Origin of the sequence: Pseudomonas sp. B21-023 (genome assembly GCF_024749165.1) — a bacterium.
GTDB lineage: Bacteria > Pseudomonadota > Gammaproteobacteria > Pseudomonadales > Pseudomonadaceae > Aquipseudomonas.
The window spans coordinates 3713269-3733729 of the sequence record NZ_CP087190.1 but is presented as its reverse complement, the minus strand read 5'-3'; the positions used below and the strand labels follow the sequence as shown (position 1 = coordinate 3733729).

Here is a 20461-nt window from a genome sequence, read left to right as displayed (position 1 = left end):
TTAAGCAATCACCGCTGGCGTCGCCGGCCAAGCCAGCTCCCCTGTGGCGTGGGAGCTGGCACGGCTGGGGCTTCAGGTGCTGGGCCGCTCCATGGCCTGGCAGGCCGCGGCGGTGAACAGCACGTCGGTCGAGGAGTTCAGCGCGGTCTCGGCCGAATCCTGCAGCACGCCGATGATGAAGCCGACCGCCACCACCTGCATGGCGATCTCGCTGGGGATACCGAACAGGCTGCAGGCCAGCGGGATCAGCAGCAGCGAGCCACCGGCCACACCCGAGGCGCCGCAGGCGCAGACCGCGGCCACCACACTGAGCAGCACCGCGGTCGGCAGGTCGACCGGGATGCCCAGAGTGTGCACGGCGGCCAGGGTGAGCACGGTGATGGTGGTTGCCGCACCGGCCATGTTGATGGTCGCGCCCAGTGGGATCGACACCGAATAGGTGTCCTCGTGCAGGCCGAGTTTCTCCGACAGTGCCAGGTTGACCGGGATGTTGGCTGCCGAGCTGCGGGTGAAGAACGCGGTGATGCCGCTCTCGCGCAGGCACAGCAGGGTCAGCGGGTAGGGGTTGCGGCGGATCTTCCAGAATACGATCAGCGGGTTCATCACCAGCGCCACGAACAGCATGCAGCCGATCAGCACGGCCAGCAGGTGCAGGTAGCCAAGCAGTGCATCCAGCCCTGACTGCGCCAGGGTGGCGCTGACCAGGCCGAAGATGCCCAGCGGGGCGAAGCGGATCACCACGCGCACGATCAGGGTCACGCCGTTGGACAGGTCCTCGACCACGGTGCGGGTGGTGTCACCGGCATGGCGCAGGGCCACGCCCAGGCCGATGGCCCAGGTCAGCACGCCGATGAAGTTGGCATTGAGCAGTGCGTTTATCGGGTTGTCGACGGCGCTGAGCAACAGGTTCTGCAGCACCTCGGTGATGCCGCCGGGCGCGCTCAGCGTGGCCTCGCCGGTGCTCAGCACCAGGTTCGACGGGAACAGCATGCTGGCCACCACGGCCACTACCGCAGCGGCGAAGGTGCCCAGCAGGTACAGCCAGAGGATCGGGCGGATATGGGTTTCCTGGCCATGGCGATGGTTGGCGATCGAGGCCATCACCAGGATGAACACCAGGATCGGCGCCACGGCCTTCAGGGCGCTGACGAAGACCTTGCCGAGGAACCCCAGCTCGCGGGCCACGGCGGGGGCGAGCAGGGCCAGGGCAATGCCGGCCACCAGGCCGATGCAGATCTGCGTCACCAGGCCGGTGCGGTTGATGAGGCGGAGGATGGGGGTCATGTGCAGCGCAATCCAGTTACGTGAAAGCGCGCGACTTTACCACAGACCGCGCTGGCTCCTGTAGGCGCGGGCCTACCAGTGAAACAACTCCCGCCGCGCGCCTTCGGTGATCGCCAGGATCCCCGGGTGCTTGACCTTGCGCTCCACCGATATGGCGTAGAACGACTCGTTCACCGCCTCGGTCTGGCCGATCAGGCGCACGCCGTACTGGCGGCAGACCTCCTCGGCGATCACGCTGGGGGCCACGAAGATGCCGCTGCCCGATTGGCCGAAGGCCTGCATCAGCGCGCTGTCGTCGAATTCGCCGACGATCCGCGGCTGTACCTGCTGCTCGGCCAGCCAGCGCAACAGGCGGCTGCGCAGCACGGTTTCCTGGCCTGGGATCAACAGCGGCGCGTCGTCCAGGCAGGCGGGGAAGGGGCGATCAAGGCGCTCGGCCAATGCCTGAGTGGCAAAAAAGCTCAGGCCGCACTCACCGAGCTTCTGGCTGTAGCCCTTGATGCCCAGGTGGCTGGGCATGGGGCTGTCGGAAATCACCAGGTCCAGGCGCTGGATCGCCAGGTCCGCGAGCAGGCGTTCGAGCTTGTCCTCGCGGCAATTGATGCGCAATACCTCCTCCAGCTCCATGGTCGGTGCCAGCAGGCGATAGACGATGGACTTGGGCACCACATCGGCCACCCCCACGCGAAACAGGATCTGCTCCTGCGGCCCGGCGCGCAGCATGGCCTCCAGCTCGCCGCCGATCTGGAACATCTGCTCGGCGTAGGCCAGGGCCTGGCGCCCGGTCTCGGTCAGTTCCAGCTGGCGCCCGACGCGCTGGAACAGCTCCAGATTCCAGGTCTGCTCGAACAGGCTGATCTGGCCACTGATGGTCTGCGGCGTCAGGTTGAGCTGTTCGCTGGCGCGGGCGATACTGCCGGTCTTGGCCACCGCCCAGAAATAGTGGAGCTGGCGATAGTTGAGCATGCCTGCCTCGATTCGGAAAAATCGAAGTATACACGCTGAAAATACGAATTTTCCGGATGTTTCAGTCCCTCTAGAATGCCACCCCATCAGGCGCATGACGCGCCGCCCGGCATTCGACAAGCGAGGACCTCATGCTACAACTCAAATCCATTGGCACACCGCTGGTACTGGCACTGGCCCTGTTTGCCATGTCCGGTTGCGACCAGGCCGAGAAATCCGCCCAGCAGATGCTTGACCAGGCGGCTGAAACGGCCAAGCAGGCCATCGACAAGACCAATGACGCCGCCCAGCAGGCCTTGAGCGACGCCATCGGTGGCGATGGCGAGAAAGCCAAGGCCGAAGACGACAAGAAAGACACCCAGGACATCTGAGAGCAGGACTGACCAATGGAATATTTGCTGGAACTCGCCGCAAGCCCCACCGCCTGGGTAGCCCTCGCCACCCTGGTGGCCATGGAGGTCGTGCTGGGCATCGACAACCTGATCTTCATCTCCATCCTCACCAACAAGCTGCCCGAGGCCTATCGTTCCAAGGCGCGGCGCATCGGTATCAGCATGGCTCTGGTCATGCGCCTGGCGCTGCTCAGCACCGTGGCCTGGATCGTCCAGCTGACCGAGCCTGTGGTCGAGGTGTTCGGCCACACGTTCTCGTGGAAGGACATGATCCTCATTGCCGGTGGCCTGTTCCTGCTGTGGAAGGCGACCAAGGAGATCCATGAAAGTGTCGACCCACATGGCGCCAAGGAAGAGTCCAAGGCCGGCCACGTCGTGACCATCGGCTTCACTGCGGCGATCTTCCAGATCCTGCTGCTGGACATCGTCTTCTCGATCGACAGCATCATCACCGCCGTGGGCATGACCGAGCACCTGCCAATCATGATCATCGCCGTGATCAGTGCCGTGATCGTGATGCTGGTGGCCGCCGACCCGCTGGCCAAGTTCATCAACGACAACCCGACCGTGGTGATGCTGGCCCTGGGCTTCCTGATCATGATCGGCATGACGCTGATCGCCGAAGGCTTCGGTGCCCATGTGCCGAAGGGCTACGTATACGCTGCCATGGCGTTCTCGACCGCGATCGAGATCCTCAACATCATGGCCCGCCGGGCGCGCTTGAAGCGTGAGGCTGCCGAGGGCTGATCTGGCGTGAACCATCGCGGGGCCAGCCCGCCGCCACAGGACATGGATCTTGTGGTGGTGGGCTGGCCCCGCGATGCGTTTCAGGAAAGCTTCAGCTCAATGGGCCCCGGCATGCCGACGCGCACGGCGCACAGGTTGTGGTTTGACCAGGGCCTGAGGGGGCAGGTGATGTGGGTGTGCATGCCGGCGCACGATGCGCAGTACGCCCCAGAGCATGGCGGCCGCGACGCTCAGCCACATGCCGACCAGCATTAGAATCGCCATTGTCAGGCTCATGCGTGCCTCCTTCTCTCTGGCAAGCCAGGCTCGCCATCCAGACACTGCTTTAGTCTAGCCTGTCGGCTGTGACGTTCCATTGACCGAAGGTCTAGTCCTTGGGCCGTTTCGTTCCAAGCCCGCATCGGGCTATACCCGCAGGCGCCGGCGTCCTATGATCGGCTTCTTGGCCGGGCGCTGCCTGCCTGGCCGCGGAACAAGCGAGTGTCCACGTTGCAAAAGCTCTCCAAGTTTCGGGCCCAGGGCCCACGTCGCCTGCTGGCCGCCTGCCTGGTGGCGGCGACCCTGTCCGGCTGCGCCGGCACGCCACCGGCCGCGCTCAAGGGCCTGCCGCAGCGGGTCGAGATCAGCAGCGTTCCCTTCTACGGCGGCAACGCCAACCACAGTGGCTCGATGGCCCTGGCCGCCGTGCTGTCGCAGCAGGGCGCACCGATCACGCCGGGCCTGCTCGACAAGTCGTTGGGCCTGCCTGCCGCCGCCGATTCGCTGGAAACCGGCATCCCTCGGGTTGCCCGTGAATACGGCAGGGTCGTCTACCCGCTGGACAAACACCTGGATGCCTTGCTCGCCCAGGTGGCGGCCGGTTACCCGGTGCTGCTGCGTTATCAGGAAGGTTCGGCGTGGTGGAGCGAGCCGCGTTATGCCGTGCTGATCGGCTATGACCGCTACAAGCAGCGGGTATTGCTGCGCTCGGGCATGCACCGGCGCCAGTTGATGGCTTTCGACGATTTCGAGTCGGCGTGGGGCAAGGAGGGGCGTTGGGCGGTGCTGGTGCAATCGCCGCGACAGTTGCCGGCCCAGGTGGATCGCCAGCGCTGGCTGCAGGCAGCGGATGAACTGGCCCGTTCGGGGCAGGAGATCGCGGCGAAGCAGGCTGTCATCAGCCTCGGACGGTGAGGCTGAAATGATCGCGGGGCAAGCCCGCTCCCACAAGATGGCCTTGTGGGAGCGGGCTTGCCCCGCGATGGCTTTACATCAGAAGCCCAGGCGATCGCGCAGGCTGTAGTACCAGGCACCGATGGCGCTGAACGGCACACGCAGCATCTGGCCACCCGGGAACGGGTAGTGCGGCAGGCCGGCGAACGCGTCGAAGCGCTCGGCCTGGCCGCGCAGGGCTTCGGCCAAGACCTTGCCGGCCAGGTGGGTATAGGTGACTCCGTGGCCCGAGCAACCCTGCGAGTAGTAGATGTTGTCGCCGATGCGGCCGACCTGCGGCAGGCGCGACAGGGTCAGCAGGAAGTTGCCGGTCCAGGCGTAGTCGATCTTGACGTCCTTGAGCTGCGGGAAGGCCTTGAGCATCTTCGGGCGGATGATCGCCTCGATATTTGCCGGGTCACGCGCACCGTACACCACGCCACCGCCGAAAATCAGGCGCTTGTCGCTGGTCAGGCGGTAGTAATCGAGCAGGTAGTTGCAGTCCTCGACGCAGTAGTCCTGCGGCAGCAGGGTGCGGGCCAGTTCTTCGCCCAGCGGCTCGGTGGTGATCACCTGTGTGCCGCAGGGCATCGACTTGGCAGCCAGCTCCGGTACCAGGTTGCCCAGGTAGGCGTTGCCGGCGACGATGATGAATTTGGCGCGCACCTTGCCCTGCGGGGTATGCACCACCGGGTTGGCGCCACGCTCGATGCGCACGGCCGGGGTTTGCTCATAGATGATGCCACCCAGCGACTCGACCGCGGCGGCTTCGCCCAGGGCCAGGTTCAGCGGGTGGATGTGGCCGCCGCTCATGTCGAGCATGCCGCCTATATAGCTGTCGCAGGCCACCACTTCGCGGATGCGCTTCTGGTCCATCAGCTCCAGCTGGTTGTGGCCGAAGCGTTCCCACAGGCGTTTTTGCGATTCCAGGTGGCCCATCTGCTTGCTGGTCAGCGCGGCGAACACGCCGCCGTCCTTCAGGTCGCACTGGATGTTGTACTTGGCCACGCGCTCACGGATGATGCGCCCGCCCTCGAAGGCCATCTGACCGAGCAGTTGCGCCTGCTTGGGGCCGACGGTGCGCTCGATGACATCGATGTCGCGGCTATAGCTGTTGACGATCTGGCCACCGTTGCGGCCCGAGGCGCCGAAACCGACCTTGGCGGCCTCGACGATGCTCACCTTGAAGCCGTTCTCCAGCAGGAACAGGGCGCTGGACAGGCCGGTGTAGCCGGCACCGATGATGCATACATCGGTTTCCACCTCACCCTGCAGCGCCGGACGTGGCGGCACCGGGTTGGCCGAGGCGGCGTAGTAGGACTGGGGGTAGGGGGTGTTAGCCATGCTCGAGGGACCTCGTGTTTTATATTTTTAACGAATGTACCGATGCTATCAATAATAATAAACACCCGCTAGTCGTCCGGTGAAAATCCTTTACGCCCCCCTGAGCCTCGACCTTTCTATAAATAGTTTAAGATTCAGTAGCTTAGCGTGAAAAAAACAGTTGACAGGGTATCTGGATCGGGTAGAATGCGCCCCACACGACAGGCACATAGCTCAGTTGGTTAGAGCACCACCTTGACATGGTGGGGGTCGTTGGTTCGAGTCCAATTGTGCCTACCAAATCAGAAGAGGGCGATCCGCAAGGATCGCCCTTTTTGCTTTTGGTCGCTTCCAGCGGGCGAGCCGTATGCGAGATCGGCCGGTAAAAGCCTTGCCCGCAGGTCACTGGGGCGGTTCGGATAAATTTCGCAAAGTTTTTGATTTTTTTGAAAAAAACGCTTTACAGGTGCGCAGTCGATCACTAATATGCGCACCACACGACAGGCACATAGCTCAGTTGGTTAGAGCACCACCTTGACATGGTGGGGGTCGTTGGTTCGAGTCCAATTGTGCCTACCAAATCAGAAAGGGGCGATCCGCAAGGATCGCCCTTTTTGTTTGCGCAAGAAAAGACGCTTGCGGTGTTTTTCCTCGGTCGCCCTGGTACGGCCTTAGCGCTTGCTGCTGTGGCGTCGCACCAGCGCACCGTCATCGCACGTATGTGCCAACGGCAGCAGCCAGTCCAGCATCTGCTGGCGTTCATTGGCCTGCAAAGGGCTGTCTGCCCCCTCGAACTGAGCGCCCAGGGCCCTTAGCGCATATTCGACCACTGTATTGTTGACGACTGTTTTTGATGTCTCGATGTGGTGGTGAATCGATGCCATCAGCGTGTCGTGATCCTCTGTCGGTTCGAGGCTCAGCGACAGGGCAAGATACCTGGGCAGCCCTCGCTTGTGGCCTGCCATCATGGCGACTGCGCGGTACAGGTTGACGACATCTTCCTTGTCGATGTGCCCTGCCGAGCGGCTTGCATAGTAACGCTCGAGTCGGTTGATGGCGTACGGCAGGTCCGCCTGCCAGCGGCCTTGTGCTACCAGTGCTTGTTCGCGTACATCCCCGATCGTCAGCAGATAATCCAGATAGCCTGCGAAGCTCCGAGCTTCCCTGGCGTAGCGCAACCGACGCCAGCGTGAGCCGAATTCGCGCTCCCAGGTCCAGCGCCTGACCTGTGGCAGCAGTTCCTGGTTGAGCCAGTCCAGTGTGTCCTGGCAAGGCCACCAGCCTCTGGCTGACGGTTCGCGTTCGCTGAGGTCGTGGGGCGTCCACAGCAGGTCTAGCCAATCGCTGGAGAATGCCTCGGTCGACGCATGGGTGGTGATCACCGCGTGGTAGCCGCTGTCGTGACGGTCGGTTGCCTGTGCGTGGCAGGGCTTGAGCATGCTTGGGTGGGCGTCGAACATGTGCCAGGGGCTTGTGCCTGCGGCGTAGTCGTGCGCCTCGCAGAAGCGGGCGATGTAGCTCCAGGCACGCTTGCGCAGCGAGCCGATTTTCACCCGGTGCGAGCCACCGTGGGCGATAAACGGAAATCCGCTGGCGGACAGGCTGCGCTCCAGTGCCTGCAAGGTGTCGCGCATCACCACGGTGAGCGCGTCGGCGACATCGGCAAGTGCCTGCACCACGGGTTCTTCGAGTATCAGCCGGCTGCTGGGCAGGTCGATCAGGTAACGGTCCTTGTCGCCTGGCATCAGCCCGACGATGAACGGGCGCGACTGGCTGTCCAGTGGCGCGCCGCTGGCAAACAGAAAGCGCTCGAGCAGCCATTCGTGGCTGACGGTGATCGTCACGCCGCGCAGGTCGTGCTGGTGGAAGTCGAAGGCGGCGGTGGCGCGGGACGCGGTAAGGTCCGGCAGGAACACGCTCAGCGAAAACCAAGGCCCGCGGTAGTACCAGTGACGGCCGTGATGGCCGATGCGGGTGAAGGCATCGGGGCTGCAGGCGCTGTCGGGCGCATGCCTGGCGGCGGCCAGGTGGTCGCTCAGCCTGCCTGGGCGTTCTACGAATGCCCTGGCTTTGCGTGCCACGTAGGGGCGTGGGTCGAAGATGGATTTGGCAACCAGCTCGGTGAACCCTACGCGTTCCATCCACAGGTTGCCAAACGTCTCGATATGCGCGCCAGGGAAGAACTTCGACAGCACGTCGGGATGCTGCTGCAGTCTCTGCGTCAGGTCGTGGGCGGTCCACAGCTGCCCTTCGATACCTGCCGCTTTCAGGCGTTGTTTCTCGCCGATCCAGCGACTGGCCAGCGTGCCGATCTCGCGCTGCGCGAGGATCAGGGTGAACGAGCGCGTGAGCGAAGGCCAGGGGCCATTCAGGAAGGCATCGATTGCTCCCGTCAGCTCGGTGCCGGTGAAGTCCTTCCAGGCCTTGCATTCGAAGACGTTCAGCTGGTCGGGGCTCTCCTCGTCCTGGGCGAACAGGTCGATGCCGCCTTGCCGGGTGCCGCTTTTCCCGAGGCGGTGGCAGCCGCCAAGCGGTTGTTCCTTGCTCAGCAGCCACCAGCACAGCTGTTCGAAGGATTGCGCCGGCATCGCGAAATCAAGCACGAAGGTCGTGCGCGGGTAGATGCGCGTGTCGGGGGTGATGCTGGCTTCGGGTTGCAGGTGCGAGGGCCACTCCTGCGGCAGTTCGGGCATGCTTGCGGTGGTGACTGTGGCGTTTGAAGGTTCCAACCTGAGTCCTTGTATCGCTGTCTGTCCATTGTGGTGCGGCAACATCTTCGGCCAGGTCGATTACCGAAGGCAACAGACAAAGCCTGCGACAGAAGTGCCATGAGGGGATGTTCCGGGCCATGCTAGAATCCGCCCCTTCGAATCTGGAGGTACAGGCGTGCGCAAACTGGCGGTGGTAATGGCGGTGTTGGCCCTGGCGGGCTGTAACAACGAGGTCGAAGGCGTGCACAAGCAGGTGGCCGAACACCTGAACAACCCCAAGACGGCCAAGTTCGCCAACGTGCGCTTCGACACCCAGGGTTCCATCTGTGGCCAGGTGCGCGGCAAGGATGACGCCGGTCAGTACGAGCCTTATCGCAGCTACGTGGCGATCAAGCACGACGGTCAGTACGAGATCCTCATCGACGAGACCGGCAACAACCTGCGTATCCGTGAAGTCTGCGGTGGCGCCGACCTGCAGCGCCGCGCCGAGGCGCTGGCCGACCAGCCGGCACCGGAAGGCTGGGACGTGGAGGTGATCCAGGGGCCGAACATGGGCGCCCTGACTGACATGACCGCACGCCTGATCGAAAAGGGCATCCCGTCCTGGGTCGAATACCGCGACGGCAAGCCGGTGGTGCTGATGGGGCCGTTCCCGGCCAAGGTCGAGGCCGATGCGCGCAAGGCCGAAGTGATGGCCAAGCTGGGCACCGACTCGATCGTCATCCAGCACGGCGTCCAGCGCTGACGTTCACCCGTACCTGCCAGGCTTGGACGCTGGGCAGGTATCAGATTGAACGCGGGCTTGCCTCGCGTTCGGTGCCGATGTCCTCGAACACGCTGATCAGATGCTCCGGCTGCCCGTCGGCGCGGCGCTCCAGCGAGGTGCGTGCCCGCACCCAGAGGTAGTGCCCGTCCTTGTGGCGCACACGCTTCTGCACTTCGTATCGCTCGATCTCGCCGGCCAGCATACGCCGCAGCAGTGCCAGGTTGTCCGGCAGATCGTCGGGATGGGTGAGCTGCTGGAACGTCGTGCCGTACAGCTCGTCCTCACGGTAACCCAGCAATTCGCAGAGGCTGCCGTTGACCCGCTGCCAACTACCATCCGGGTCGATGTAGGCCAGCGCGCCCCAGGCCAGTTCGAAGATGGTGCGAAAGCGCGCCTCGCTCTGGCGCAATTCCTCTTCGGCCACCTTGCGCTCGGTGTTGTCCATGCTGATGCCGACCATCTTTACCGGGCGCCCGGCACTGTCGCTCAGCACCGTGGCGCGCGAGGCGATCCAGCGTTGGTCGCCGTCGGGGCGGGTGATGCGAAAGTCGCACTCGCAACCGGTGCCGTCAGCCACGGCCTGGGCATACATGCCCTGCATGTGGCTGGCGTCCTCGGGATGGATGTGCTCCCAGAAGTCCTCATTGCGCCGTAGTGGCCAGCCATATACTGCCTCGACGTTGGGCGAGTAGGTCACTTCGTCGGTGACCAGGTTCCATTCCCAGGTGACGATGCGCGCACCTTCCTGGGCCAGCTTCATGCGCGTCTCGCTCTCCATTATCTCGGCGGTGTAGCGACGACGCACGTCGGTCATCGGCAGCTCGACCACCTCGGCCTGCTGCACGCTGTGCAGGGCCTCTTCGCCATAGCGCAGCCAGATCCAGTTGACCTTGAGCAGGTCGGCCAGCTTGCGCAGATTGGCGTAGTCGATCTCGCCGCCGCGGGTCCACTTGTGCACCGCCGTGCGCGAGATCCCCAAGGCCGTGCCCACCGCCTGCAGGGTCAGCTTGTGGTGTTCGAGCAGTTCCTTGAGGCGAAAGGCGAAGCTGTTTTCCGTCATGGGTGCTGGATCCTTGGGCGTGGGCGAGGCAGCCAGTATACCTGAGCTGTCAACTTGAGGTTGACAGCTCGGTTGCCGCGCCCGGCGGCGCCGGTTAACGTGGCGCCTGACTTATAAAGGACAGGGATGCACCGCATGAGCCGATCATTGGAACTCAACCGCGCCAGTTGGAATGAACGGGCGCCGCTGCACGCCGCTTCAAAGGACTACGAGGTCGAACGCTTTGTCGCCGAAGCCGGCCACCTGTCCGAAGTGGTGCGTTTCGACCTGCCACGCCTGGGCGATATCCATGGCCTGCGCACGGTGCACCTGCAATGCCATATCGGTACCGACACCTTGTCGCTGGCGCGCCTGGGTGCGGATATCTGTGGCCTGGACTTCTCTGCCGCCTCGCTGGCCCAGGCGCGTGACCTGGCCGAACGTTGCGGCGCTGGCATTGCCTATGTCGAGGCGGACGTCTACCAGGCTGCTCAGGTACTACCGGCCGCTGGTTTCGATCTGGTCTACACCGGTATCGGCGCGTTGTGCTGGCTGCCGAGCATCGAGCGCTGGGCGCAGGCGGTGGCGGCATTGCTCAAGCCGGGCGGACGCCTGTTCCTGCGCGATGGCCACCCGATGCTGATGGCGGTCAACGAAGACCATGAGGACCGTTTGCAACTGGAGTATCCGTACTTCGAGTGCGAGGCACCGACCGTGTGGATCAGCGACCAGACCTACGTCGATACCGACCAGGCCCTGACGCAGACCGAAACCCATGAGTGGAACCATGGCCTCGGCGAGGTGATCACCGCGCTGTTGAGTAGCGGCCTGCGCATCACCGCCCTGGAGGAGCACCAGAGCATTCCCTGGGAGGCCTTGCCTGGGCAGATGGCGTTAGGTGATGACGGCGAGTGGCGCCTGGTCGAGGCGCCCTGGAGATTGCCGCTGAGCTATACGCTGCAGGCGGTCAAAGGGTAGGTCAAAGGCTTGGCGTGTACGCGAGCCGTGGGAGCGGGCTTGCCCCGCGACAGGTTCGCGATTGCAGTCGCGGGTCAAGCCCGCTCCCACGAAATCCGCGCCATTTCAGTCAGGGACCTGTGTGCTCAGGACAGGAACCCGCCGTCCACATTGAGCGCGGTGCCGGTGGTATAGCTGGAGGCGTCGCTGGCCAGGTACAGCACCGCCCCGGCCATTTCGCTCGGGTCGGCCACGCGCTTGAGCGGGATCTGCTGCAACGCGGCATTGCGGATGCTGTCGTTCTTCACCAGCGCCGAGGCGAACTTGGTGTCGGTCAGGCCGGGCAGCAGGGCGTTGCAGCGGATACCGAACTGCGCGCACTCCTTGGCAAACACCTTGGTCATGTTGATCACGGCCGCCTTGGTCACCGAGTAGATGCCCTGGAACAGCCCCGGTGACACTCCGTTGATCGAGGCCACATTGATGATGCTGCCACCGCCGTGCTCGCGCATCAGCTTGCCGGCTTCCACCGACATGAAGAAGTAACCGCGGATATTGACGTCGACGGTCTTCTGGAATGCGCCCAGGTCAGTGTCCAGCACGTTGCAGAACTGCGGGTTGGTGGCGGCGTTATTGACCAGGATGTCGAGGCGCCCGAACTGCTCGCGGATGCCGGCGAACACCTGCTGGATCTGCTCCATCTCGCCGATATGGCAGGCCACCGCGGTGGCCTTGCCGCCGGCGGCGACGATCGCCTCGGCGACCTGCTGGCAGCCGTCGAGTTTGCGGCTGGAGACGATCACATGGGCGCCCTGCTGGGCCAGCAGGTGGGCAATGGCTTCACCGATGCCACGGCTGGCACCGGAAACGAAGGCGATCTTGCCGTCGAGGTCGAACAGGTGGGTCTTGGACATTCGGGTATTCCTTGTTGTATGCCGGGTTACAGGCTGGATTTGCCGATCAGTTGCAGGCTCATGTGCTCCAGCAGCTTGTTCATGTGGATGAACTGGGCGAAGCGTTTGTCCTGGGTCTGGCCGTGGAAGAAGCGGTAGTAGATCTGCTGGACGATACCTGCCAGGCGGAACAGGCCATAGCAGTAATAGAAGTCGAAATTGTCGATGCGAATGCCGGCGCGCTCGGCGTAGTAGTCGACAAACTGCTTGCGGGTCAGCATCCCCGGTGCGTTGCTCGGTTGGCGGCGCATCAGTTGCACCGGCGCCGGGTCGCCGGCCTCGATCCAGTAGGCCAGGCTGTTGCCCAGGTCCATCAGCGGGTCGCCGATGGTGGCCATTTCCCAGTCCAGTACGCCGATGATGCGCATCGGGTTGGCGCTGTCGAGGATGACATTGTCGAAACGGTAGTCGTTATGCACGATGCCCGGGCGCGGGTGGTCGGTGGGCATCTTCTCGCGCAGCCAGGCGATCACCTGCTCCCAGCGAGGTGCGTCGGGGGTCAGGGCTTTTTCATAGCGGCTGGCCCAGCCTTCGATCTGGCGCTGCACGTAACCTTCCGGTTTGCCCAGGTCGGCCAGGCCGCACGCCTGGTAGTCCACCTGGTGCAGCTCGACCAGGCGATCGATGAAGCTTTTGCACAGCGCCTCGGTTCGGTCGGCGTCCAGGTCGAGTCCGGCGGGGATGTTGGAGCGCAGGATGATGCCGTTGACTCGCTCCATCACATAGAACTCGCCGCCGATGAGTGCTTCCTCGGTGCAGTGCACGTAGGCCTTGGGGCAATAGGGGAAACCGGCATTGAGCTGGTTGAGGATGCGGAACTCGCGGCCCATGTCGTGGGCCGACTTGGCCTTGTGGCCGAATGGCGGGCGTCGCAGGACGAATTCCTTGCCTGGGTAGGCCACCAGGTAGGTCAGGTTCGAGGCGCCCCCCGGAAACTGGCTGATGATCGGGCTACCCTGCAGCCCGGCGATATGACCCTTGAGGTACGGATCGATGACGGCCGCGTCGAGTTCTTCGCCGGGGCGTACCTGGGTGGACTGGTCGGTGAGCGTCATGCGATTTCCTTATGATCGATAGCAAGGACTATTGGCTAATCTAATTTCCTGTCGAAACTGGTACAAGCGTGCCAGGCGCTTATTGGCCTGGGTGTTGCCGGCCGATCAATGGCCCTGATGGGCGGGCTTTGCGCGGGCGAAAAAAAACCGAAGCGCATCAGGCTTCGGTCTTTTTCATTCGCGATCTACCGCGCCGATCAGGCCGGGAACAGCTCGCTGAGCTTCATCGACAGCATCATGTCGCCTTCGACGCGCAGCTTGCCGCTCATGAAGGCCTGCATGCCGTCGGTGTCACCGCTGACGATACCCTTGAGGGTTTCGCTGTCCAGTACCAGGGTGCAGTTGGCGTCGGCGTTCTCGCCTTCCTGGATCTCGCAGGTGCCGTCCTTGACCAGCAGGGCGTAGTGCTTGTCTTCGTCGGTGATGTTGAAGCCGAACACCAGATCCAGGCCGGCGGCAGCTGCAGGGTTGAATTTTGCCTTCATCGCCTCGACGGCTTTAGCTACATCGCTCATGGTGTATTCCTTGTTAAGTGATATTCGCGTCCGCAAGGACACAACAGACCGGGCTCATCGGTAGGTGACGAGCTCCGGCAACCGCAACAGCCGCACATGGGCTTGGCTGTTGAAGGAAGCCAGGGTGACGTCGCGGCCCCGGAATTTCAGGTGGCTTAGCGACGTGTTGATGATCTGCCAGTTCAGGGTAAATGCCTGAGCCGGCGTGATTCCGCTCACCAGGTGGAGCAGGGCGGCAATGGTGCCGCCGGAAGTGAACAGGGCAATGTTGTCTCCGCTGGCAGCGCTGTCTAGCAGGCGCCCCAGGCCATCGCCGACCCGGCCGCTGAAAGACTGCCAGGTTTCCAGGCGATCGTCGTGGTCGTGGTCGCCGTCGTGCCAGCGCTGCACCATCAGGGCGAACAGACGCTGGAACTCGCTGCGGTGCTGGGCACCGTTGCGCAGTACATGCAGGGCTTCAGGCTCTTCAGGCAGCAGGCGCGGGAGCAGGGCGCGAATAACGCCATCGGCGTCGAACTCGTTGAAGGCCGGGTCGGTCTCAATGGCCGGGGTCGGGTTGCCATGGGCATGCAATGCGTCCAGGGCCAGGCGGGCGGTGTCCTGCTGGCGGCGCAAGGTGCCGGCCACGCAGCGGTCCAGGCGCAGGCCCAGTTGGGCCAGGTGTTCACCCAGTGCCTGGCTCTGACGCTCGCCCACAGGCGACAGGACGTCGTAGTCGGCGGCACCAAAGGAGGCTTGGCCATGTCGGATCAGGTAGAGATTGCCCACGTTGAAGTCCGGCCCGGTTGGAGGTTGCTGCGAGGTTAGGTTGCCCCAGGCGGGCTGTCAACGAAAAAACATACAAGCGTTTGAAAAGGTCGTTTGAACTGTGTTGCCAGCATTTTCACCCGCTGGCAGAGGCTATGGCGCCCCGGTATGCTTGCATCCAGTTCGCGTCCTTGCGGCGCTGGTTTATCAAGGAGTCAATGTGGAGTTTCTTGCCGAATACGCAAGCTTTCTCGCCAAAACCGCCACCCTGGTGATCGCCATCCTGGTGGTGCTGTCGGCCATCGCCGGCCTGCGTGGCAAAGGGCGGCGCAAGCCGGGCGGGCAACTGCAGGTCACCCGCCTCAACGAGTTCTACAAGGAACTGCGCGAGCGCCTGGAGTCGGGCCTGCTCGACAAGGCCCAGCTCAAGGCCGTGCGCAAGCAGCAGGCCAAGGCGGAAAAACAGCAGAAGAAAAAGCCTGAGGACAAGCGCCGGGTGTTCGTCCTTGATTTCGACGGCGACATCAAGGCCTCGGCCACCGAGAGCCTGCGCAACGAGATCACCGCGCTGCTGACCCTGGCCACCCCGCGTGACGAGGTGGTGCTGCGCCTGGAGAGCGGCGGTGGCCTGGTGCACAGCTATGGCCTGGCGGCCTCGCAGCTGGCGCGCATCCGCGAGGCCGGCATCCCGCTGACCATCTGCATCGACAAGGTCGCCGCCAGCGGCGGCTACATGATGGCCTGTATCGGCGAGAAGATCGTCAGCGCACCGTTTGCCGTGCTCGGTTCGATTGGCGTGGTGGCGCAGATGCCCAACCTCAATCGCCTGTTGAAGAAGCATGACATCGATTTCGAAGTGCTCACCGCCGGCGAATACAAGCGCACCCTGACCGTGTTCGGCGAGAACACCGAGAAGGGTCGGGAGAAGTTTCAGGAAGACCTGGACATCACCCACCAGCTGTTCAAGGATTTCGTCGCCCGCTACCGCCCGCAGCTTCATATAGACGAAGTGGCGACCGGCGAGGTCTGGCTCGGCATCGCTGCGCTCAATCGCCAACTGGTCGACGAACTGGGCACCAGCGACGAGTACCTGAGCCGCAGCGCACGCGAGGCCAACGTGTTCCATCTGCGTTTCGCCGAGCGCAAGAGCCTGCAGGAGCGCATCGGCATGGCCGCCAGCGGGGCGGTGGAGAATACCCTGGTAGGCTTGTGGAGCAAACTCGGGCGTCTGCGCTAACACCTTGAACCCCTTGAAGATTTTTTTCTTCAAGGGGGTTGCAAGGTGCATCGAATGCCGACATAATGGCGTCCATCGAAACGCAGCTGGCTTGAAAAAGCCCAGCGGTTTCAAGGAGATAGCGAAAGCTGACTCCGACTTTGAGGCCGAGTAGCAAAGTGGTTATGCTCCGGATTGCAAATCCGTCTACGCCGGTTCGATTCCGACCTCGGCCTCCACTATTCGAAACCCCGCAGATCTAGGTCTGCGGGGTTTTTCTTTGCGTGCAGAAAATGCCAAGAGTTCCGAAACAAAAGGTATGGAGTTCCGAAACCTCAGCCTTTTGAAGGCTTGGCGATCGCTCCGACTCGACGGTAAACGCGCTCGGTGATTCCTTCTTTCGAGTGGCCCAACAGCACGCTTGCATCGCTCAGATCGTTGATTTCCGACGCCGCCTTCGGTCGGATGTCCCTGAACTGGAAGTGCGCTATCCGGTTGGCCAGGTCGGTTTTTTTCTCCAGTTCAGCCTTCTTTCTGGCTGCCTCTCTGGCTTCGGCCTATCGGTTGCAAAGCATCCCCCAGCTCATGCGCTTCCCGTGCTCCTTGGCTGATTGGAATCTGGAGGCTACTACTGCCCCGCCATCATTGGTTACTGGCTTTCCGTCCAGGGTGGACAGCTGTGAGTAATTGATGTTTTCGCTTGCAACCATCGGTCTGATATAAAACTTCTCTTGTCGTTGTCGGAGCACACTCGATGTAGCTCAGAAACTTCTGAGCATTGAGAGGTGCGTATGACCAGAGATAGGGATAACGGACAGGGTGGCAAGTCAGCCGGTAATGGTAGCTGGCCAGCCGGTCGAGACGAGGATGCCAAGAGGGCCCGCCCAGAGGATCGCGACGATTACATCGAAAACCGGCCCTTTCGAGGCGGGCAGAGACAAGGTCCGCCGGACCCATCGCGGGCATCCAACGCCGAGCGCTATAGCCATCACGAGCGCCCACTGGAATAATTGCCAAGTCTAAAGGCTCACTGATTCAAGGCGAGCACTACTGGCTAGAAGCCCAGCCCCCGAGCTGGGCTTTTTGCATCTGGGCTCACCCCAGGCCCCGGCGCTTCCACGCATCGTACTCCCATAGCGCGCTGGTGTGGAAAGCCGCATAAGGCGCATGCTCCGTAGCTCTTCGACCTGGGCAATGGCCTCGGCCCGATCCCTGGTGCGGATCGCATCCACAGCCTCCGCCCAGTGCTCCAGCGCCTCGGCAAATCTCCGCTTCTCATCGTCGGGCATCTTCGCACCCTTCATGTGAGTGGTTGGGGAGGGTAAGGGTAGAACAAATGGACGTGGGCGGGTGGCGCTTGTCGGCGGACCTATGACTGGCTGTGATAGATTCCGACCTCCAACAGGGAGGTGCCAATGAGCAGCAGAGGAACAGATCGTCAGATCGACAACATCGAGTTCAACGTTAGCGATATCAGCCGCAGCAAGGCTTTCTACGGCGCTGTGTTCGGTTGGACCTTCGTCGATTACGGCCCCACATACACCGAGTTCAGCGACAGCCGGCTTGCTGGCGGCTTCACCACGGGTGAGCCTGTCAGGCCCGGTGGCCCGCTGGTCATCTTGTATTCGGACGACCTCGTCGACGCCCAGGTCAGAGTGTTGGCTGCGGGAGGGAAAATCAGCCGAGAGGTATTTTCGTTCCCAGGCGGGAAGCGATTCCACTTCACTGATCCTGATGGGTATGAGTTGGCTGTCTGGACCGAAACGGACTGAACCAGTTAAGCCCAGTGACTTGCTGGGCATACTCCGGCTTGCGTCTGCGGCTGCCTGGCTGTGGTAGATTGTGGTCCTAAACGCACGATGTCGTGCCTATCAGTCTGGCGGCAGATCTTGGCTGGGATGGTCGCTGAAAACCCTTCTGAACGAGTCTCATCACCATATGCAGATGGCATGTAGAACATCAGGTTGATGCCTATCAGCGCTTTGGCTGGTAGCGGTGAGAGCCAGTCTTCAAACGTGTTCCTGGTGCTGATCAGGGCTGGCTCGAAATTCTTCTTGAGAAGGTCGGTGGAGGCTTCTAGTAGCGCGCCTCCGACTGCAGTGGATAAGGCCAGAAGGCTGCTGACCAGATACTTCTTGAGTGAGGGCATTGTTCGCGTCCTTGCGAGTTGAGATTGACGAGCCCGCGAAAAATCGTGGGTTAAAGAATGAGCGGCGCTTGGCCCGGCTTGGGGTTAATCACGACTTAGCGAATGGCACTGGGGGCCTTGGCCGGAATCGTCCTGGCGGGATGCGGGGCTAGCGATATCGATCGGGCGCGTAAGGCTGCCGCCTATCACTTGAAGGATCCGGAGTCCGCACAGTTTTCACCGACCAAGAACCGCCGGACCTTCTGCGTGTTCCGGTAGTGCCTGTCCAGCTGGGTGGCGCGGGTGATCGGTCCAGCGTGCCAGTCGAAGCTCATCTTCATTCCCTTGGATGGCTGTGATCCCAGGAGCGTAGTATTGTCGGCGGCTGCGCGGACGCGCCCTGACCTGATGGTCTGCGCCGTCTAATTAAGCCAGGCGGCTTGCCAGAAGCTCGACAAACGCCCGCACTTTGACCGGTCGAAAGCGAGCCGTTGGAAAGACTGCATGGATCTCGCCTCGGGGTAGCGACCATTGCGGCAGCACCTCGATCAGCCGGCCTGCTTGCAGGTCAGGCTCAGCCACATAGTCCGGAAGGACCGATAGCCCGGCCCCGAGTAGCGTGGCTTCGCGCACTGCCAAGGTGGCGTTGAGCGACAGGCTGGCTTTCATCTCCACTGTTTCGCGCTGCGAGGCACCCTTGGCAAATAGCCAACGGGTCGGTTCTCGCAGCGCCAGGTTCGCCACGATCGGCAACTCGGCCAGATCCGCCGGGGTCTGCAGTTTGTCCACTCGCGCTTGCCACTGAGGGCCGGCCACCAATCGTTGCGCAAACTCGCCGATTCGCCGGGCCTGCAGATGTTGCTCGGTTATCCAGCCAACGCGAATGGAAAGGTCCAGATCGTTGGCGCCCAGATCCAGGGTCTGGTCGCTGAAGTGTGCTTCGACCTTGCACTGCGGATATCGCTGCGAGAATGCGGTGATGGCCGGCACCACGACACCGATGCCGTAATCGAAAGGGGCGGTCAGGCGGAGGGTGCCCGTCGGCTCGCTGGCGGCTTCGGACAATTCCTCGAAAGCCTCTTCAGCCTCTTTGAGGATCAATGTACAGCGGTGATAGAACTGTTGGCCCGCCTCGGTGGTGCGGACTTTTCGCGTGCTGCGAACCAGCAGTGTGGTGCGACAGTCGCTTTCCAGTCGCGCTACCTGCTGGCTGACCACGGCCTTGGTGATGCCGAGGCGCTCGGCAGCGGCGGTGAAGGAGCCGGTTTCGACCACCGCGGTGAAGTACGCAAGCCTGTTCAGGCTGGAAGCGCCGGTTATTGATATGTCCTTAATGTATGCCAATAACATACAGTTCGTTTATTTTGTGCGCGTTTAAATGTCAATGCTTGATCTATAAGATTCGAGGCATTTCATTCAAGGCGATCCACTATGAGCAAGACCCTGGTTTACCTCTTCGATCCACTCTGTGGCTGGTGCTACGGTGCAGGCGGACTGCTGCCCCGCGTTCTCCAATCCACGGGCCTTGCGTTGCGACTGATACCGACGGGGCTGTTTTCCGGCAGCGGTGCTCGCGCCATGGATGATGACTTTGCGGCCTACGCCTGGAGCAACGACCAGCGTATCGAGCGCCTGACCGGGCAGGTCTTCAGTGAACGCTATCGTGACCAGGTACTCGCCGACCGTCTTCAGGGGTTCGACAGTGGTCCGTCTACCCTGGCGCTCAGCGCAGTGAACCTGACTTCGCCAGAGCACGAGTTCGAAGCGCTCAAGGCGATTCAGGCAGCGCGCTATGTCGATGGCCTGGACGTGACTCGACTGGAGACGTTGACAGCAGTGCTGGCGGACCTGGGTCTGGATGCCGCCGCGCAGCGGCTGACGCGTCCGGATTTGGCCTTGCTGCAGGCCAACGATGATCGTGTGGGGCAGGGGCGCGCCTTGTTGCGTCGCGTGGGCGGTCAAGGCGTGCCGACATTCGTTCTGCAACAAGCGGACGACGCCATGCAGTTGTTACCTGCCAGCGCTATCTTTTCAGATCCTCAGGCCTTCATTCGCGAGCTGAACGTGGGGGTAAAACCATGAGCAGGAGCAACCTGGACATCATCCGAGCCTCGTACGAAGGCTCAGCCGAACAGAATGGCCGGAATCTGCTGGCGGCGCTGGCTGCGGACGTGACCTGGACCGAGGCGGCTGGCTTCCCTTATGCCGGTACCTATGTCGGCCCGCAGGCGATCATGGAGGGTGTGTTCCATCGCCTGGCCACCGAATGGGATGGCTACCAGGCCAAGGTGCATACCTATGTGGCCGAGGACGACCGGGTTGCCGCCTTTGGCGTCTACTCGGGCACCTATCGCAAGACCGGGAAAGCGATGACTGCTACCTTTGCCCATCTGTACCGGCTGAACAACGGCAAGATCGTCAGCATGGAGCAGTACGTCGACAGTGCGCAGGTCAACGCGGCGCTTACCTGA

Annotated in this window: 21 protein-coding genes, 3 tRNA genes and 2 pseudogenes; 12 read left to right on the top strand and 14 right to left on the bottom strand. The window is 62.5% G+C overall.

The genetic code is table 11. From position 1 onward, the window contains the following. Positions 1 to 72: 72 nt before the first annotated feature. Positions 73 to 1284: a serine/threonine transporter SstT gene (gene sstT, locus LOY42_RS16770; protein WP_139671996.1), complete on the bottom strand. Its 1212-nt coding sequence runs from the start codon at positions 1282 to 1284 to the stop codon at positions 73 to 75. 72 nt (positions 1285 to 1356) lie between these two features. After that, positions 1357 to 2250, bottom strand: coding sequence for a transcriptional activator NhaR (nhaR, locus tag LOY42_RS16765; protein WP_110698522.1), 894 nt, complete (start codon positions 2248 to 2250; stop codon positions 1357 to 1359). Between the two features lie 131 nt (positions 2251 to 2381). Here nhaR and LOY42_RS16760 point away from each other — a divergent pair, with 131 nt between their 5' ends. Together LOY42_RS16760 and LOY42_RS16755 are read left to right on the top strand one after the other, a co-directional pair. Beyond that, the gene (locus LOY42_RS16760; protein ID WP_102683333.1) at positions 2382 to 2621 is read left to right on the top strand and encodes a hypothetical protein; all 240 of its coding nucleotides are present in this window, start codon (positions 2382 to 2384) and stop codon (positions 2619 to 2621) included. Positions 2622 to 2636: 15 nt separating this feature from the next. Then, positions 2637 to 3389 carry a TerC family protein gene (locus LOY42_RS16755; protein ID WP_102683332.1) on the top strand — a complete coding sequence of 251 codons (753 nt, stop codon included), beginning with the start codon at positions 2637 to 2639 and terminating at the stop codon, positions 3387 to 3389. Positions 3390 to 3485: 96 nt separating this feature from the next. On the opposite strand, the gene LOY42_RS16750 is transcribed toward LOY42_RS16755, so the two are convergent. Continuing rightward, on the bottom strand, positions 3486 to 3665 hold the full coding sequence (locus LOY42_RS16750) for a hypothetical protein (protein WP_081941225.1): 180 nt from the start codon (positions 3663 to 3665) through the stop codon (positions 3486 to 3488). A gap of 204 nt (positions 3666 to 3869) precedes the next feature. Here LOY42_RS16750 and LOY42_RS16745 point away from each other — a divergent pair, with 204 nt between their 5' ends. Beyond that, the gene (locus LOY42_RS16745) at positions 3870 to 4562 is read left to right on the top strand and encodes a peptidase C39 family protein (RefSeq protein ID WP_177486045.1); all 693 of its coding nucleotides are present in this window, start codon (positions 3870 to 3872) and stop codon (positions 4560 to 4562) included. Between the two features lie 78 nt (positions 4563 to 4640). Here LOY42_RS16745 and LOY42_RS16740 read toward each other — a convergent pair whose 3' ends face one another. Continuing rightward, positions 4641 to 5924 (bottom strand): FAD-binding oxidoreductase, encoded by a 1284-nt coding sequence (locus tag LOY42_RS16740; protein WP_102719452.1) that lies wholly within the window; start codon positions 5922 to 5924, stop codon positions 4641 to 4643. Between the two features lie 202 nt (positions 5925 to 6126). Here LOY42_RS16740 and LOY42_RS16735 point away from each other — a divergent pair. After that, positions 6127 to 6203: transfer RNA gene (locus tag LOY42_RS16735), tRNA-Val, on the top strand. A 202-nt stretch (positions 6204 to 6405) separates the two neighbouring features. Continuing rightward, positions 6406 to 6482 (top strand) — tRNA-Val (locus tag LOY42_RS16730). A gap of 92 nt (positions 6483 to 6574) precedes the next feature. Here the strand turns inward: LOY42_RS16730 and LOY42_RS16725 are convergent. Then, entirely contained in the window at positions 6575 to 8632 is a 2058-nt protein-coding gene (locus tag LOY42_RS16725) for a hypothetical protein (RefSeq protein ID WP_258598510.1), read from the bottom strand. Positions 8633 to 8789: 157 nt separating this feature from the next. Between LOY42_RS16725 and LOY42_RS16720 the strand changes: the two genes are divergently transcribed. Beyond that, positions 8790 to 9359 carry an SPOR domain-containing protein gene (locus LOY42_RS16720; protein ID WP_102683328.1) on the top strand — a complete coding sequence of 190 codons (570 nt, stop codon included), beginning with the start codon at positions 8790 to 8792 and terminating at the stop codon, positions 9357 to 9359. Between the two features lie 40 nt (positions 9360 to 9399). On the opposite strand, the gene LOY42_RS16715 is transcribed toward LOY42_RS16720, so the two are convergent. Next, entirely contained in the window at positions 9400 to 10440 is a 1041-nt protein-coding gene (locus LOY42_RS16715; RefSeq protein WP_198755389.1) for a helix-turn-helix transcriptional regulator, read from the bottom strand. A 135-nt stretch (positions 10441 to 10575) separates the two neighbouring features. Here LOY42_RS16715 and LOY42_RS16710 point away from each other — a divergent pair, with 135 nt between their 5' ends. Then, positions 10576 to 11397: a bifunctional 2-polyprenyl-6-hydroxyphenol methylase/3-demethylubiquinol 3-O-methyltransferase UbiG gene (locus tag LOY42_RS16710; protein ID WP_139671985.1), complete on the top strand. Its 822-nt coding sequence runs from the start codon at positions 10576 to 10578 to the stop codon at positions 11395 to 11397. 125 nt (positions 11398 to 11522) lie between these two features. Here the strand turns inward: LOY42_RS16710 and LOY42_RS16705 are convergent, their stop codons facing one another. From LOY42_RS16705 to LOY42_RS16690, 4 genes are all read right to left on the bottom strand, one after another. Then, positions 11523 to 12290: an SDR family oxidoreductase gene (locus LOY42_RS16705; protein WP_046856224.1), complete on the bottom strand. Its 768-nt coding sequence runs from the start codon at positions 12288 to 12290 to the stop codon at positions 11523 to 11525. Positions 12291 to 12316: 26 nt separating this feature from the next. After that, a complete protein-coding gene (locus LOY42_RS16700; protein WP_258598507.1) occupies positions 12317 to 13384 on the bottom strand; it encodes a phosphotransferase family protein in 1068 nt (355 codons plus the stop codon). A 197-nt stretch (positions 13385 to 13581) separates the two neighbouring features. Beyond that, positions 13582 to 13899, bottom strand: coding sequence for an SCP2 sterol-binding domain-containing protein (locus tag LOY42_RS16695; RefSeq protein ID WP_023381290.1), 318 nt, complete (start codon positions 13897 to 13899; stop codon positions 13582 to 13584). A gap of 54 nt (positions 13900 to 13953) precedes the next feature. After that, positions 13954 to 14667, bottom strand: a complete 714-nt coding sequence (locus LOY42_RS16690; RefSeq protein ID WP_258598504.1) for a histidine phosphatase family protein — start codon at positions 14665 to 14667, stop codon at positions 13954 to 13956. A gap of 199 nt (positions 14668 to 14866) precedes the next feature. Between LOY42_RS16690 and sohB the strand changes: the two genes are divergently transcribed. Further along, on the top strand, positions 14867 to 15883 hold the full coding sequence (sohB, locus tag LOY42_RS16685) for a protease SohB (RefSeq protein ID WP_102683324.1): 1017 nt from the start codon (positions 14867 to 14869) through the stop codon (positions 15881 to 15883). A 144-nt stretch (positions 15884 to 16027) separates the two neighbouring features. Continuing rightward, positions 16028 to 16101 (top strand) — tRNA-Cys (locus LOY42_RS16680). Between the two features lie 96 nt (positions 16102 to 16197). Here the strand turns inward: LOY42_RS16680 and LOY42_RS16675 are convergent. After that, a pseudogene (locus LOY42_RS16675) lies at positions 16198 to 16470 on the bottom strand (integrase); the annotation flags it as partial. A gap of 807 nt (positions 16471 to 17277) precedes the next feature. Here LOY42_RS16675 and LOY42_RS16670 point away from each other — a divergent pair. Continuing rightward, complete coding sequence (locus LOY42_RS16670; protein ID WP_258598502.1) at positions 17278 to 17634, top strand: VOC family protein; 357 nt, start codon at positions 17278 to 17280, stop codon at positions 17632 to 17634. Between the two features lie 5 nt (positions 17635 to 17639). On the opposite strand, the gene LOY42_RS16665 is transcribed toward LOY42_RS16670, so the two are convergent. The 3 genes and pseudogenes from LOY42_RS16665 to LOY42_RS16655 form a co-directional block, all read right to left on the bottom strand. Next, positions 17640 to 18011, bottom strand: a complete 372-nt coding sequence (locus LOY42_RS16665; protein ID WP_198755386.1) for a hypothetical protein — start codon at positions 18009 to 18011, stop codon at positions 17640 to 17642. Positions 18012 to 18226: 215 nt separating this feature from the next. Further along, positions 18227 to 18325 (bottom strand): annotated as a pseudogene (locus LOY42_RS16660) (DUF6434 domain-containing protein); the annotation flags it as partial. Positions 18326 to 18416: 91 nt separating this feature from the next. Continuing rightward, positions 18417 to 19340 (bottom strand): LysR family transcriptional regulator, encoded by a 924-nt coding sequence (locus tag LOY42_RS16655; RefSeq protein ID WP_258598499.1) that lies wholly within the window; start codon positions 19338 to 19340, stop codon positions 18417 to 18419. A gap of 81 nt (positions 19341 to 19421) precedes the next feature. On the opposite strand from LOY42_RS16655, the gene LOY42_RS16650 reads away from it, so the two are divergent. Both LOY42_RS16650 and LOY42_RS16645 read left to right on the top strand, forming a co-directional pair. Further along, positions 19422 to 20072, top strand: a complete 651-nt coding sequence (locus LOY42_RS16650; protein WP_139671970.1) for a DsbA family protein — start codon at positions 19422 to 19424, stop codon at positions 20070 to 20072. Further along, positions 20069 to 20461, top strand: a complete 393-nt coding sequence (locus LOY42_RS16645) for a nuclear transport factor 2 family protein (protein ID WP_102683320.1) — start codon at positions 20069 to 20071, stop codon at positions 20459 to 20461. Before LOY42_RS16650 ends, LOY42_RS16645 begins: the two co-directional genes overlap by 4 nt.